Annotated in this window: 19 protein-coding genes; 13 read left to right on the top strand and 6 right to left on the bottom strand. The window is 39.2% G+C overall.

The window, feature by feature from the left end:
• Nucleotides 1-2: 2 nt before the first annotated feature.
• On the bottom strand, nt 3-173 hold the full coding sequence (locus J7E38_RS05925; RefSeq protein WP_214709675.1) for a hypothetical protein: 171 nt from the start codon (nt 171-173) through the stop codon (nt 3-5).
• Between the two features lie 127 nt (nt 174-300).
• On the opposite strand from J7E38_RS05925, the gene J7E38_RS05920 reads away from it, so the two are divergent.
• Nucleotides 301-636: a DUF3221 domain-containing protein gene (locus J7E38_RS05920; protein WP_214709673.1), complete on the top strand. Its 336-nt coding sequence runs from the start codon at nt 301-303 to the stop codon at nt 634-636.
• 42 nt (nt 637-678) lie between these two features.
• Here J7E38_RS05920 and J7E38_RS05915 read toward each other — a convergent pair whose 3' ends face one another.
• Nucleotides 679-1,059, bottom strand: a complete 381-nt coding sequence (locus tag J7E38_RS05915; protein ID WP_214709671.1) for a hypothetical protein — start codon at nt 1,057-1,059, stop codon at nt 679-681.
• A 412-nt stretch (nt 1,060-1,471) separates the two neighbouring features.
• Here J7E38_RS05915 and J7E38_RS05910 point away from each other — a divergent pair, with 412 nt between their 5' ends.
• The 7 genes from J7E38_RS05910 (at nt 1,472) to J7E38_RS05880 (ending at nt 6,405) form a co-directional block, all read left to right on the top strand.
• Entirely contained in the window at nt 1,472-1,729 is a 258-nt protein-coding gene (locus J7E38_RS05910) for a hypothetical protein (RefSeq protein ID WP_214709668.1), read from the top strand.
• 181 nt (nt 1,730-1,910) lie between these two features.
• Nucleotides 1,911-3,281 (top strand): 23S rRNA (uracil(1939)-C(5))-methyltransferase RlmD, encoded by a 1,371-nt coding sequence (gene rlmD, locus J7E38_RS05905; RefSeq protein ID WP_214709666.1) that lies wholly within the window; start codon nt 1,911-1,913, stop codon nt 3,279-3,281.
• Between the two features lie 136 nt (nt 3,282-3,417).
• On the top strand, nt 3,418-3,951 hold the full coding sequence (locus tag J7E38_RS05900; RefSeq protein WP_214709664.1) for a sigma-70 family RNA polymerase sigma factor: 534 nt from the start codon (nt 3,418-3,420) through the stop codon (nt 3,949-3,951).
• On the top strand, nt 3,944-4,759 hold the full coding sequence (locus J7E38_RS05895) for a DUF4179 domain-containing protein (protein ID WP_214709662.1): 816 nt from the start codon (nt 3,944-3,946) through the stop codon (nt 4,757-4,759). Before J7E38_RS05900 ends, J7E38_RS05895 begins: the two co-directional genes overlap by 8 nt.
• 35 nt (nt 4,760-4,794) lie before the next feature.
• On the top strand, nt 4,795-4,968 hold the full coding sequence (locus tag J7E38_RS24435; RefSeq protein ID WP_483297159.1) for a hypothetical protein: 174 nt from the start codon (nt 4,795-4,797) through the stop codon (nt 4,966-4,968).
• A 350-nt stretch (nt 4,969-5,318) separates the two neighbouring features.
• Nucleotides 5,319-5,870, top strand: coding sequence for a bifunctional transcriptional activator/DNA repair enzyme AdaA (locus J7E38_RS05885; RefSeq protein WP_353049938.1), 552 nt, complete (start codon nt 5,319-5,321; stop codon nt 5,868-5,870).
• 61 nt (nt 5,871-5,931) lie between these two features.
• Nucleotides 5,932-6,405 (top strand): DUF1203 domain-containing protein, encoded by a 474-nt coding sequence (locus tag J7E38_RS05880; RefSeq protein WP_214709658.1) that lies wholly within the window; start codon nt 5,932-5,934, stop codon nt 6,403-6,405.
• 324 nt (nt 6,406-6,729) lie between these two features.
• On the opposite strand, the gene J7E38_RS05875 is transcribed toward J7E38_RS05880, so the two are convergent.
• The 4 genes from J7E38_RS05875 to J7E38_RS05860 are packed head-to-tail and all read right to left on the bottom strand — an operon-like array spanning nt 6,730 to nt 9,866.
• Nucleotides 6,730-7,950, bottom strand: coding sequence for a hypothetical protein (locus tag J7E38_RS05875; RefSeq protein WP_214709657.1), 1,221 nt, complete (start codon nt 7,948-7,950; stop codon nt 6,730-6,732).
• Between the two features lie 13 nt (nt 7,951-7,963).
• Nucleotides 7,964-8,797: a hypothetical protein gene (locus tag J7E38_RS05870; protein WP_214709655.1), complete on the bottom strand. Its 834-nt coding sequence runs from the start codon at nt 8,795-8,797 to the stop codon at nt 7,964-7,966.
• The gene (locus tag J7E38_RS05865; protein ID WP_214709653.1) at nt 8,794-9,483 is read right to left on the bottom strand and encodes an ATP-binding cassette domain-containing protein; all 690 of its coding nucleotides are present in this window, start codon (nt 9,481-9,483) and stop codon (nt 8,794-8,796) included. Before J7E38_RS05865 ends, J7E38_RS05870 begins: the two co-directional genes overlap by 4 nt.
• A 2-nt stretch (nt 9,484-9,485) precedes the next feature.
• Nucleotides 9,486-9,866, bottom strand: coding sequence for a GntR family transcriptional regulator (locus J7E38_RS05860; protein WP_214709651.1), 381 nt, complete (start codon nt 9,864-9,866; stop codon nt 9,486-9,488).
• A gap of 287 nt (nt 9,867-10,153) precedes the next feature.
• Between J7E38_RS05860 and J7E38_RS05855 the strand changes: the two genes are divergently transcribed.
• From J7E38_RS05855 to J7E38_RS05835, 5 genes are all read left to right on the top strand, one after another.
• Nucleotides 10,154-10,957 carry an Fpg/Nei family DNA glycosylase gene (locus J7E38_RS05855; protein WP_214709649.1) on the top strand — a complete coding sequence of 268 codons (804 nt, stop codon included), beginning with the start codon at nt 10,154-10,156 and terminating at the stop codon, nt 10,955-10,957.
• A gap of 174 nt (nt 10,958-11,131) precedes the next feature.
• A complete protein-coding gene (locus J7E38_RS05850) occupies nt 11,132-11,749 on the top strand; it encodes an HAD family hydrolase (protein WP_214709647.1) in 618 nt (205 codons plus the stop codon).
• A gap of 30 nt (nt 11,750-11,779) precedes the next feature.
• On the top strand, nt 11,780-12,439 hold the full coding sequence (locus J7E38_RS05845; RefSeq protein ID WP_214709645.1) for a DUF429 domain-containing protein: 660 nt from the start codon (nt 11,780-11,782) through the stop codon (nt 12,437-12,439).
• 139 nt (nt 12,440-12,578) lie between these two features.
• A complete protein-coding gene (locus J7E38_RS05840; RefSeq protein WP_214709643.1) occupies nt 12,579-13,340 on the top strand; it encodes a Nif3-like dinuclear metal center hexameric protein in 762 nt (253 codons plus the stop codon).
• Between the two features lie 355 nt (nt 13,341-13,695).
• A partial coding sequence (locus tag J7E38_RS05835) for a CsxC family protein (RefSeq protein WP_214709641.1) occupies nt 13,696-14,628 on the top strand: 933 nt, incomplete at its 3' end.

Genomic DNA, 14,628 nt, shown 5'->3' with positions numbered 1-14,628 from the left:
TTTCAGGTTACTGCAGGGACGACTTCCTTTTCAGCGAGGATCTGGTTTATCAGGGCCCGAACATTATCATGGTCCATTTGTGGTTGAGAGGAGTCTTGAATATGATCGAGCAAGGCTTCCAGTTCCTCTATTTTCAGCTCTAGTTCTTTTATTTTAAGTTTCATATTATCCATTGCCATCATCCTTTATGCTTTTTCCATATTCTATTCGTAAAAAGAAAGAAAGACGGGGCTTGTACCGAAATTGACCGTTTTATAGGTGCCCAAACTGGCGGCCTTCAGAAAAAAAGGGAGTATCGAAATGAGAATAATAAAAAGAGGCATGCTAAGCGTATTAATGCTGATTTTAGGCCTTGCAGCCTGTTCGAATGATCAAGTTTCGGGAGAGGGCTTTATTTTAGAGGTCAATGATGATTCAATTCTGGTCGTCCAAAACATAAATCAGGAAAGATATAAGGAAATCAAAGATGTTCCCGGTGATGCATTAATTGATCAAGGAGGACTGGAGTTGATCTGGCTGGTGTATGATGATACGGATAAGCTAAAAAAAGGCGACCATATTGAGTTCTGGACTGACGGCAGTGTCAGGGAAAGCTATCCCGAGCAAGCCACAGCAAAAAAAATAGAACATAAGTAAAATTTAGGTTTCGAAAGCTGATCAAAGTATTGGCTTTCTTTTTTATGGGAGGAACGATTCAGTTGCTTCCTTCAGAACTTTGATTCCACCCGCTCCTTCTATTGCTGCACCGAGTGATTGAATAAAGTCAGAAGAGATGATAATTTTCTGCAGCTCCCTTAGCTCCTCCTGGTTTAAGGTGGAAAGTTCTTTGCTGACAGCTAAAGCTTCGATTGTCTGGCCGATTGATTGGAGCCATACACCTGCAACAATATCACCTTCGCCTTCAGTTGCATCTCTCAGGGCATATAGTCTGGACAATAAAATTGCTTCTGAAATCTGGGCGGCCGCCTGGATGAAGAGAGAGACTGATATTTGTTTTTCGATTTGAGCTATCTTTTCCTCCTTGCTCAAACTGTCCTCTTTTTTAAAATTCGGGTCCATTTCTATGCCCTCCATTCGATCATTCCCTCTCCATGGGATTGGTCCAGATACTGAATTATATTCATGAAAAGGAAATCCGCTCTAGGGAAGTGCCCAGGTACCATGGGGATTTACTTTTACTGAGAACAGATCATGTGTAATTATGCCATCCTAATATTAGGCTCATTTCTTAGTGCCTAAATTGTGCAAAAATAGGCAGGTGTCCTGAGCGTTTTGCCTAAACTTACATAGGGTGTAAAGGAACGATTATAGACATGTTGAGGGGAGAATTACATGTATACCAATACAATGAATGCCTATTATGAACCACAAGCGAGAACATTTGGAACAGGCGGACCGTTAGCTGGTTTAATATACTCAGGGCTGAACTATCTAAACGGTGGAACTTATGGAGGACCAGGTGTCGGGGGGTATGGTTATCCAGGTTCAGGATTTGGATACGGCCACCAAGGATTCCCGGGATTCGGAGGTTATCAGGGGTATGGGTTCCATCACGGAGGACCGTGGCAAGGAGGATATGGACACAATTGGCACGGGGGACACGGCCATCAGGGAGGACCATGGCACGGGGGATCAGGACATCATGGGCACGGACACCATGGAGGACATGGCCATCATGGCGGAGGATGGCAAGGCCGGCCAGGTTTTTAAGTATGAGTATGACACATAAAAGAAGGCACAGCGGATGGCTTCAATCGTTGTGCTTTTTTGCTTTGTCCATTAATAGAGAATGACCTCAAGTTACAATTTCAAACACATAAATTAAAAATACTCGCGGGCCGGCGTTTCGCAATCACACCGTCAATATGATAAAATCTGACTTAGCTAATTCACAGCAAAGGACGGAAATGATGAGCAAAACGATCCCTGTTAAAAAGAATGATTATATAGATGTAGAATTTGAGGATTTGACGCATGACGGAGCAGGTGTGGCCAAGGTCGATGGCTACCCGATCTTTGTCCAGGGCGGACTTCCTGGCGAAAAAGCAACAATCAAAGTGACCAAGGTGAACAAGGGCTACGGCTTTGGCCGCCTGATGGAGATTCTCGCAAGAAGTACGTTCCGGGTTGATTGCCCGGCTGAGGAAGCCCATAAGTATGGAGGCTGCCAGCTGCAGCATATCAGCTATGAAGGCCAGTTGAAGTATAAGGAAAACCAGGTGAAACAGGTGCTGACTCGGATCGGCAAGCTTGAGGATTTGGTCGTGCACCCGATTTTGGGAATGGACAACCCCTGGCATTACCGGAATAAAGCACAGGTGCCGGTTGGTGAGAAGGACGGCCAGCTGATCGCAGGCTTTTTCAAGCCGCGCAGCCATGAAATTGTTGATACAAATGAAAGCCTGCTTCATCTCCATGAAATTAACGAAGCTGTCCAGGCGGTAAAAGAGATTGCCAGCGATTTAGGAATCCAGCCATATAATGAGGAAAAGCATAAAGGTGTGCTCCGCCACATCATGGCGCGTTATGGACGCCAAACCGGGGAGTTGATGGTCGTCGTTGTGACGAGGACCAATGAACTCCCGAACAAAAACCAGCTAGTTGAAAAGATTATCGCAAAGCTGCCTAAGGTAAAATCAATCGTCCATAACATCAATTCGAAGAAGACGAATGTAATTATGGGTGATCAAACGAACGTATTGTGGGGCAGTGAAGTTATCTACGACTATATCGGTGACATAAAATTCGCCATCTCAGCGCGATCATTCTATCAGGTGAACCCTGAGCAGACAAGGGTGCTTTACGACAAAGCACTCGAATACGCAGAACTAACAGGAGAAGAATCCGTCATCGACGCCTACTGCGGCATCGGCACCATCTCGTTATTTTTAGCGCAAAAAGCAAAGAAGGTATTCGGCGTCGAAATCGTCCCCGAAGCCATCGAAGACGCAAAACGAAATGCCGAGCTGAACAGCATCAACAACGCAGAATTCGCAGTAGGCGAAGCTGAAAAAGTCATTCCGGCATGGTATGAAGAAGGAAACAGTGCTGATGTGCTTGTAGTTGACCCGCCACGCAAAGGCTGCGACGAAGCACTGCTGCAGACCATCATCGATATGAAACCGAAGAAAGTAGTTTACGTATCATGTAACCCGGCCACCCTTGCGAGAGACTTGCGAATCCTCGAAGATGGCGGGTACAAGACAGTTGAGGTGCAGCCGGTTGACATGTTCCCTCAGACGACACACTGTGAGGCTGTTGCAAAAATAGTTCTTAAATAGGAAAACAATAGATGCCTGTACTTCCTGGCTGTTGTCCGAATATCAGACAAGACTGGGCAGCGACAGGCATCTTATTTTTTTTGCAACGTTTTTGCCGGCCCAATCGACTTTATATTATGAAAAAGGAGATGAGTGGATGGATACGGTCTTTTTGGTCAGAAAGGCGCAAAAAGGAAGCGATGAAGCCTTTGAAGAATTGCTTTCTGGTGTTCGAGACAAATTGTATCGGACAGCGTATTCCTACGTCAGGAATGAACACGACGCTTTAGATATATACCAGGATGCTATTTATAAGGCTTATACATCTTTAAAGTCTTTAAAGAATCCGCAGAGCTTTGAAAGCTGGATAGTTAAGCTACTTGTTTTTAGGGCAATTGACTTTATCCGCAGGGAATCAAGGCATTTTCCTGCCGATAATATCGAATCGTTTGAACATGCCTTTTTAAACGACACTAGTCATTATACTGATCAATCTATTGATTTATTCAAGGCTTTTGATTATTTGGACCCAAACTATAAGACCATAATTTTATTGAGATATTATCATGATCTTTCAGTAAAGGAAATTGCACGTATGCTGGATTGTCCGGAAGGTACTGTTAAGTCCTGTCTCCATAGAGCAAAGAAAGAATTAAGACCAATATTAAAGGAGGGATATTCTTATGAGTGAAGATAAATTCATACAGGGCATAAATGATATTCCTATACCTCACGAGGCTTTGCTGAAAAGGGAGAAAACAGCGATTTTACAGGCCAAAAGGCAAAAAAAGTATAGGGTTCAAAAGAAAATCTCTGTTGCTTTGGTGTGTGGACTATTTGTCTCTGCATTTGGATTCAGTCTGGTATCCCCTAGTTTCGCTGAGACATTATCCAAAATCCCTGTAATTGGTCCTATTTATGCTCAATTTAATGACATAGCGTCAGAAAAATTAAAGAATGAAAAGCTTGCTTCATCAATTGATAAGTCCATTTCTCATGCTGGCCTTTCCATGACTGTAAAAGAAGCTGTATATGATGGCAGCAGAATAATTGTAACTGTAGAGTATGAAGCGGTTGAATCTATTAATAAGGATGAAAGAAATTCAGGCTTTAGCTATATTACTATCAATGGAAAGGAACCTGAAGTTTTGGTTGGATCAACTAAACAAAATGCTATTGATTCACAAAAGGTAATACAGTATTTCGAACTTACTCTGGCAAAACCAGATGAGTTTGGTGATAAAATTGATATCGCTGTACACGGTGAAGATTTGTTTGGGAAAAAGGGTTTATGGGACGTATCTTTCCCTCTTGAGAAATTGCGGGCAGAAACATACAAATTCAAAGGTGATATAACAAAGCAGACTTTCGATAAGGTCTATACCTTCAAAGTCGACAATGTTTCATTTTCCCAGCTAGGAACCAGAATTGATCTTAGTATCGATTATCCAAAGGAATTGGAATTAAATATTCATGGAAAGCATTTGATTATTCTGTAATAGATGACCAAGGCAAGATTTTCGAGGGACCAGATGTGCAGGTGGGAAGTGCGGGGACGAATGGTCACCATGTAGTTTTAAACCTTCCACCAATGGACACTATTCCTAAGTCACTCACAATCCGGTCTATTAGTAATAGCAGCAAAAAGACGACAGATGAAGTCGGAGATAACCTGGAGTTGAAAGTAGTTTTTGACAAATTGAGATAGTGAAAAATTGGAATTTAAACAAACCAGCATCCCATGTGTTGCCACAAACACTCAACACACGTGGAGTGTGTTGCGCTAATTGAGTTAAAATAGTTTGTTGCAAAGTTAAAAAGGTTTTTAATTATAAATTAAAGTGTGTTCCCTCAGACTGTTGGTTTGGGGGATTTTATTTTATAGAATTTTACTTATTACCCAAGAATTCAGGATATTTGCCGTTAGTATTTCAATAAAATGCGTATTTAGAAGTGCAAGGTTGCTCGAGTGAGAATATGTTGGTGAAATACAGGAAGAAATTTTAGAATAAGTAGATATATAATAACAATAAAAGCGAGATAGAGAGGTGAAGGCCTATTACAAGTGAAGAAAAATGGAAAGCAGTTAGTACCTGTAATCATTCTTATGATGGGTTGTTTTATTATGCAGTCATAACAACTGGGATCTTTTGCAGACCATCCTGTAAAGCCAAGACACCTTTGAAAAAGAACATTATTTTCTTTGATTATATAGAGGATGCACTAAGAGATGGATTTAGGCCATGCAAAATGTGTAGGCCTGATCTTAATGAAATAACTTATGAACCTAATAAAGAATTAATAGAAAGGGCAAAAGTAATAATTATTAACAGCTATAATGAGCCTCTTAATCGTAAAAAACTAGCCCAGAAGCTTGGTGTGAGCAATAATCATCTAGCAAGGTTATTTAAACATTATTATGGTATGACCATAACTGAATATATTATTGAGTTAAGAATGGTGGAAGCAACCAGGCTCTTGATACATACAGACATAGAAATTACTGAAGTCGCGCTTAAAGTAGGAGTTAAAAGCATGTCTAACTTTTATAAAATTTTTAAAGAAAGAACTGGTTTAACACCAAAAGAATACAGAATGAAGAGTCTGTAAGATGGTTTTTTCAAGAAAGGCTTCGTTACAACAATAATCATTAAAATTAGGGGGATAGAATATGAGAAATAATTTTCAAATCGTTGCGTTACAAGAGAAGGAATTTAATAACCTATTTTTAATGGATGAAGAAGTATTAAAAAGTATCGGGGCAGTCAAAATGATCGCAAATAAAAAGCCTGGATATCCTTGCAGGGTAAGTTTGAAGGATGCAGAGGAAGGAGAAGAGGTAATCTTACTGAATTACCAATATCATTCTGTTAATTCGCCTTATAAAGCAAGTGGACCTATATTTATACGAAAGGGTGCAACTACGGCTAAGCTAGATGTAAATGAAATTCCGGATATGTTACATCATAGGTATCTTTCAGTACGCGGCTACAATACTGACTCAATGATTGTAGAAGCAAAGGTTACAGAAGGTGTAAATTTGAGAGAAAATATAGACGAAATTTTTGATAATAAAGAAGTAGAATATATTCACATTCTTAACGCTAAACCAGGCTGCTATAACTGCCTTGTTAATAGAGTGTGAAAAAGTAGGGAATGCAAACATCTATAATCTATAAGAATATTATACCTTGAGAGCGGAGATGACTTGGAGTTGATAGTAGAACTTGACAAAGCGAGATAGTAACTTACCAGCATCCTATGTTGCCACTTACACTTAACACACTGTGAAGCGGTTGAGAGAATTGTATTACTAGTATAAATAGGAGAGCCTTATTCTTTGGTGGATAAGGCTCTTGTAGTTTGTAAGGAAATCATACTAATTAATGAAGGCATTTAGAATCTCGAATTAGACGCAAGAACCCTCGCTTGTCAGTTCAAATTCACCAAAAAGAAAAGAGCAACTCTTTTACTTTACAAAAAGTTCATGTAAATATAAATCGAACTTCTTTGATTCTTTCGATGAATCTTCTAAAGCTACCTGGCCCCTAAAAAGTGTTTTACCTGTATTTACATCCGCAACAACCACATCCGCATCCATTTTTAAGTTTGGACTCATTTGTGACGAAGCAAAATAGAGTTTACCATCTTTTATGGTTGTCATTTGACCACCCATACTATTTTCACCTGGGAGTTCAATGCTATATGCCTTACCGACATGGTTGTCTGCTAAACTATAAGGAGTTACGACAAGATTTTGCCCATTTAATTTTGTGAAATAAATGACAGAGCCATCAAAGAAGCTGATTTGATTTTCTTCTAATCGCAATTCTGGTATATCAATTATTTCTTGTTCTTTTGTTGTTAGATTGTAGGAAATGATTTCTTGATTTATAACTTCTTCTCTTGTAGATTCTGCATCTTCAATCTCTTTTAGTTCCGTTTTTATGAAAATCAGTTGCTCGTTCGATTTTGTCGGGATGGTATCAATCAGTTGTACGTTGGTATGAGTATCACTCTGACCATTAGTGTTGTGAACGATGGCTTCATGCTCACTTACTTTTTGATTAGCTAAATTAATTGTATAGATATGTTCTTCTTCATAGTAATTATTGTCTCTTATCATATTTCTGGTAATAAGGTATAACTTATCCCCAACCTTCTGTACATCATCCACAGAAGTATATTCGAGTTCTCCACTATCTGGAACTTCCACCTTGAAGGATTCGATTTTACCATCCTCTTTGTTTAACACTGAGATATCAAACTTAAAGTCTCTCGATCTTAACGAATCCATTTTATAGTCGACATTTGCATAAGCCAGAAATTCCTCATCCTCAAAAAAACAGGTGACAAATGGTTCTTTACCACGCATGAAGGTACGATACTTTTCTTGGAAATCCTTGATAACAGTCGGAGGCTGTCCGATAATCTGGTCTAGAAAGGAACGACTTTGGTATGTAGATCCCTTTGCTGTGATGGATAAGTCTGTACTAACATAACTATTAAGAGAAGTATCGGTATACGAGCCCTGTAAAATCAATGGCTGTATTTCTTCTGCATTGCCGCTTATTGTCTTGATAACGAACTCAGGGTTTGATTCCGCTGACATAGTTGAACTAACATAGAAAGTTCCAAGGCTTAGCACTATAACAGCAGTGATTATTATAATCTTCCAGTATCTCTTCATGTAAAAACACTCCTTATACGGTGATCTTTTTCGTTAATAGGAATCTGCTCATCCAGATAGATGCTGCAAGTACAATCAAACCCGTAATGATTTCAATCACCAATAATTCAACCGGATAGAAAAAACCATTAAGAACAAATTCTTGTAAGAGTAATGGCGAAATGAATAGTATTACAGCAATGGTTATATACATAAGACCAGCGAAAATCCCTTTCCATTTGAAGCTTCTTTCCATTAAGATTGCGGTAAATATAACAGAAACAACCAACAAACCTGCACCATAATATAAGAGCAGTTCTACGATGCTGCCTGGAATAATAATCGATAACTCAGGCATATTGGTTAGAATTTCGCTTACACCCATATCCCTTCTGAATTCTTCTGGAACCATGATTTTCATTACAAATGTCTGGACAGGCAGTAAAATGAGTTGAGAGGCTACTAAGCCTAATGTCATGATTAGAATTGTAGTGGCTTTTGCATAGAAGACATTCAATCTTGTAGTTGGAAGCATTAATAATCGGTAAATAAATGTATTTTTCCCTAACCAATCACGATACCAAATGAGAAAGATGTAAAACCCTACACCAGCGATACATATTGCGATGGGGCCTAAAAACCATGCACTTCTAACGATTTGCAAGAAACTCATTAGGCCGTAAGATTCCAGAAACTGAGCTTTTGGCATTAACTCTTGAAAAATCTTATCATTAACCATGTTCAAGTAACTCTTTGATTCCACAATCACACCTATGATCTGAACAATAAATGTTAAGCTTAATAAAACAGCAAATAGCTTAGAAACGCGGTTAAATTCCAAATTAACTAGTTTGAGATAATTATTCATCTCTGATACACCTCTCTCATTACATCAATGACAGACTTTCCTTCAATTTCTCGTGCTTCTTCTGCACTAAACTCCTTGGTCACCATCCCATTATCCAGCAGGACAACCTTATCTATTAAGTGTTCAATGTCTCCTACTTCATGTGTGGTAATTATGACACCGCGATTTTCAATCAAATGACTTGTAAACACATTGGCAATTTCCTCTCGACTGAACATGTCAATTCCCGAGAACGGCTCATCCATTAATACATAATCCACATCAAGCGCTAAACCAAGAAGGAGATTAACTTTTGCTGTATTTCCCTTTGAGAGGGAAGAGATTCGATCGCTCTTATTTAATCTGAAAAAACCAAGTAGTTCGGTTGCGCGTTCATCATTCCAACAAGAATAAAAATCGTTCATGAACTCCATCGACTCTGCAATCGTCATGTGTGGAAGCATCGTAATGGCATCAGGGATAAAGGTGATTTTTTCGAAAGTATGTTTATCTAACTGTTTTCCGTCTATTAGAATTTGTCCTTTATTAATGGGAGTGAGGGCCATAATCGCATTCAGGATTGTCGTTTTACCAACTCCGTTTATCCCAATTAAACAGGTGATTTCCCCTTTATTAGCTGTAAAAGAAACGCCTTTTAATATTTTCTTGCGTCCATAATTCTTTTCAACCGCAATTACTTCAATCATATTTAATCCTCCTTATCCCCGTTAGCCTTGTATTTTTCCCTAACCAAGTTAAGGAGCTCCTCAACTGGAACATTGATCGAACGAACAGAAGTGACAAACATATCAACTGCCTCAACGAGCAGCTCGTTCCTTACATTTCCTAAAACCTGTTTATCCGTGGTGATCTTGCTTGGATGATTTTTTTCCGTATAAATCAAACCCTGTTCCTCCATTTCCTTATACGCACGTTGCGCCGTGTTCGGATTCACTTTCATCCTGTTTGCCAATTCACGTCTTGATGGGATTTCTTCTCCAGGCTTTAATTGGCCATTTACGATTTGTTCCTTAAAATAACGAACAATCTGTAAATAGACCGGATCCCGGTTATTAAAATTTACAGTCATTGAAACAACTCCTATACAACCTGTTAAGGTGTGTGTATTAATTAGTTCATACACTTTAGGTGTATTATATGGTTAGTACACTAGAAGTGTCAATCCATTTTTGGGAATTTTTTCTTAAGAAACTTACAGGATAGATCTATGCCACAATGCATCACAAAGAGAAATTGATTCGTGGATTGAGTTATAAACCCTTATTTTTGCCGTCGGATTCCTGAATGCCAGCCATTCATAATAACCAACCAGTAGGAAATACTTTAAAAATAAATAGTAAAATGGGGGGCAGAATCATGCCTGAATTGCCTGAGATGGAAACATATAAAACATTACTGGGGTCATTGATTGGCGGGCAAAAAGTTACGAATGTTGAGATTGGGCGGGAAAAGTCTATTAATGTACCGGTTGACAGGTTTACTATGCAAGTTTCAAATCAAGCTGTAAAAACGATTACTAGAAGAGCTAAATATTTAATTTTTCAATTGCAGGATGGAAAATGCCTACTATTGCACCTGATGCTTGGGGGATGGATGTTTTTTGGCAAAGAGGAAGATAAACCAAACAGGACCATTCAAGTTAAGTTATCATTCGGGGAGCAACATTTATATTTCATTGGACTGCGATTGGGCTATCTGCATCTTTTATCACCTGAAGAGGTCGAGGAAGAGTTTAAAAAACTGGGGCCTGAAGTGCTTGATCCTGGTTTTACATTGGATGCCTTTCACCAATTAATGCAAAGTAGAAGAGGAACAATTAAAACAACATTAATTAATCAAGAAGTCCTAGCGGGAATAGGGAATGGGTATTCTGATGAGATTCTTTGGCATGCAGAGATCCGCCCAGATAAAAAAATCAATGATCTTGATGGTCAACAATTATCACGGCTATATCATTCGATTCAATTTATCCTTAAAAGAGGAGTCGAACAAGGTGGTTATATGGAAAATCCGCTTTATAAAGGGGATGGTAAAACAGGAGGCTATCAATTTTATGTTTATGACAGAGAAGGTGAAGCGTGTTCCCGTTGCCATGCTTCCATTATAAAAGGCGAAATCTCTTCTCGGAAAACTTTCTTTTGTCCAAATTGCCAGCAGTAAATGAAAGTTTATAAACACACATTGTGAAGCTGTTGCGAAATTAAAGAGTCTCATCCCTTGGCGGATAAGGCTCTTTTAGTAGTTCATTTTATTTCCATCTTTTGGTGTGTTATATTGGTATGAGTCTTTAGATTCCCTGAAGTAAAGGGCTATCTTAAATGGGAGTGAACTGAAATGGATAGCATAATTTTTGATCTGGATGGAACCATTTGGGATCCAATCGACACAGTACTTAGTGCTTGGAACAGCGTAATTAGAAAAAATAATATCATAAATAGTGAATTAACCCGGAAAGACTTTGAAGGTACGATGGGTTTGCAGATGGATGAAATAAGCAGGAGGTTCTTCCCTGCCCTTAATGATCAGGAGCGGCAAAAAATAATAAGTGATTGTTGCGAAGTAGAACATTCTGTCATTGAAAAAAACGGAGGGGTTCTTTTTGACAATGTAGAGAATGTCCTAAAGGAGCTTTCTCAAAAATACACACTATACATCGTCAGTAACTGCCAGGATGGTTATATAGAAGCTTTTTATAAGTCTCATAGGCTTGATCAGTATTTTTTGGACTTTGAAAACCCAGGCAGAACGGGTCTGTCAAAAGGTGAAAATATTAACTTAATTATTGAGAGAAATAACCTATCAAGTCCAGTCTATGTGGGGGACACACAAGGTGATTTAGATGCAGCCAGGTTTGCTGGTATTCCCTTTATTTATGCTGAATATGGATTTGGCCAGGTAAGTGAATATGATATGAAAATTAAGAGTTTTGAAGAACTTTTAAAAGTATTTTAGTAGTCATAAAGACGAAAGTGAGGGTTTTGTATGAGAGTAATCGGAATTGACCTATCAGGACCAAAAAATCATAAGGATACAGTTCTCACTATTTTTAAACAAGAGGGACACCACCTGGAATTGGTTAATTGGGCAAATAACTTAAGTGATCAGGATATATTGAACGAGGTTTTTGAGCAAAGTCAATTAGATGAGGTCGTGATCGGAATTGATGCACCATTATCCTATCAAGACGGTGGCGGAGATAGAAAAAGTGACCGGGAACTAAGGAAATTCATTGTGAATTTAGGGATGAAATCCGGGTCAATCATGCCGCCAACCTTAAATAGAATGGTGTATTTAACATTAAGAGGAATAAAGCTTAGCAGAGAAATAGAGAATTTAAACACCGCGTATCCCATTTCTTTAGTAGAAGTACATCCAGGAGCCATAATTGGATCAAGACTGTCCAAGCAAAATATTGAATATGTTTTGGCGTACAAACAAGAACAATCAGCTAGAAGTTATATTCGGAATTGGCTTACAGAGCAGGGGCTTACACAATTACCTGTTGAATTGGAAGAAGAAAGCCATTCCATCGATGCATGTGCAGCTGCGTTAGGTGCATGGCACTGGACGGATCCCTTGTATAGTGCAAAGTGGATATTCCCGGCTAGTCCTCCGCTGCATCCTTATGACTATTGCTGTTAAATTGAGCAGTAGCTGGCTAAGAATTGTTGGTTGTTATTTCTAATTCATTGCAGCTGCCTCAACTTATCCATCTTAGATTACTACCAAGGTAATAATGAGAAATGAAGACAAAATTTGATGGAATTGGGGAGGCAAGTATATGGATGCTACCTATATTGTTGAAAAAATTAATGATCTGTTCAATAGAACAAATGAGGAAATCTATTCAAAGGAATCAGGTCTTACATACCATGCAGATAAAAAAGTTAAAAAGGTAGGCTACTGTGTGAACCTAACGCTTGAAACGATAGAGGAAGCAAGAATGCATGAAGTTGAAATGATGGTGACACATCACGATGCATGGGATGAAATATATGGATTAAAAGAGGCATGCATCGAAAAACTAGCAGAGTATGGTATAAGTCACTACTATAATCACCTGCCGCTTGATGACTGTAACTTTGGAACAAATGATAGTTTATTAGAAAAATTGAATTTAGAAATCGTTAAAAGAACCCATGAGTGGGAAGGGTTCTTTTTTGGCAGAGTCGCAGAGTATGCAGAAGAAATTGAATTAAATGATTTAGTAAAAAATATGGAGAACCTGCTTGAAGAGCCAGTGAAATACTGGAGGTTTAATGACGATAAGGTAAAGCGAGTGGGCTTGGTCTGTGGTAACGGAGCGCCCACAGCCTGCCTTAAAGAAGCAGTTGAAAATAAGTGCGATGTCTACATCACAGGTGAATGTAATTTGTATACCATTCAATATGCTCAGTTTAAAGGGATTAATCTTATCATCGGGAGTCATACTTTCACAGAACTTTTTGGAATTGAAAATCTGGCCATGAAATTGATTGAGAACGTAAAAGGACTTGAAGTAGTGAGACTTAATGAAGAGCATTATGAGGCGAATATAAAATAAGACAAAATAACAGGGAACTACGTATAACGTAAAGTGAATGTCACCCCCTATATCAAAAGGGGATCTTTGTATTTCCGTGCACCAGTAGTTGCCAAAATTGTATTAGGAAAATTAAGAGAGCCTTATCCTTTTGTGGATAAGGTTCTTTTAGTATTGAGGATTTCAATAATTGAAGTGATAATTCGATTCCCGAATGATACGCAAGAACCTGTCTCAAGCTTCCAACTCCATTATGTTCTAAGGCAAATGTGGAATTTCCTCCGTGATTCCTGCTTTTAAATAAATAGTCCAATCCTCTGTAAAGTTATTTCCATAATATATTGTGTTCTCAATAAAATATAAAGGAGTGAGAATATTGAGAGATAAAGAGAATCACAAAAAGGATTTATCGGCGAATATTGGCAGTTGTTCAAACAGAAATGTTGAACCAGACGTAAATTTTGATGCCAGGATAAGCAAGGTACCTGTAGTCTTAGCTGAGATTGAAGTTAGTACCCCGGTTACAGCTAACATTAACTTTCCGGAGGATGTACTGGAGATCAAGGATATCAAAAAACGAGTAGTCCTTGTTCAATGTCGTCTTCTTGTGCCAACGAATCAGCTATTCATAAAAGGGTATGTGGAAAAAAACATCAGATACGCTGCTGCACCAACGGGATGGAAGAGAAAGTCTATTGATTCAGATATCCGATCCCTTACCGTGAAAGTTCCTTTTGAATGCTCTACACCAATTAGGGAGTTCATTACTCGTCCAGTAAACGTCCAATTCAATCAGCGCAGTGAATTTGATTTTTTAGTTAAGAAACCTTTACCGGAAGGGTTTCCGGAAAAAGATGAACTGCTAACGAGTGACCTTTCACAATTTCATCAAGATAGTACTCAGCACTATAATGAAATACCATACTGTGACTTGGTGTCCAGCCGTATTATAGAGTGGGATGAAGCCACAGACAGGGTACCGTTAGAAGAGGGAGCAATATTCGAAGGAACCTTTAGGAACATCGTTGAAAAGATGATCGTCAAGTTTACAATCAAACTGCTTCAGAAACAACAAGTCCCAATAGGTGGAGGAGCGCCGGGACCAACAGGACCAACCGGACCAACAGGGCCAACGGGACCGACAGGCGGAATTGGGCCAATAGGGCAAACCGGTGCAACAGGAGCGACCGGACCAACAGGACCGACCGGGCCGGCAGGAGCAACAGGAGCAACAGGACCCACAGGGCCGACGGGACCAACGGGCCCGACCGGACCAACAGGGCCGACCGGACCGACCGGACCAACGGGA

Source organism: Bacillus sp. ISL-35 (genome assembly GCF_018613355.1).
In the GTDB taxonomy this organism is placed as follows: domain Bacteria; phylum Bacillota; class Bacilli; order Bacillales; family Cytobacillaceae; genus Mesobacillus.
The sequence above is the reverse complement of the archived record's forward strand: the minus strand, read 5'-3'. Positions and strand labels throughout refer to the sequence as shown.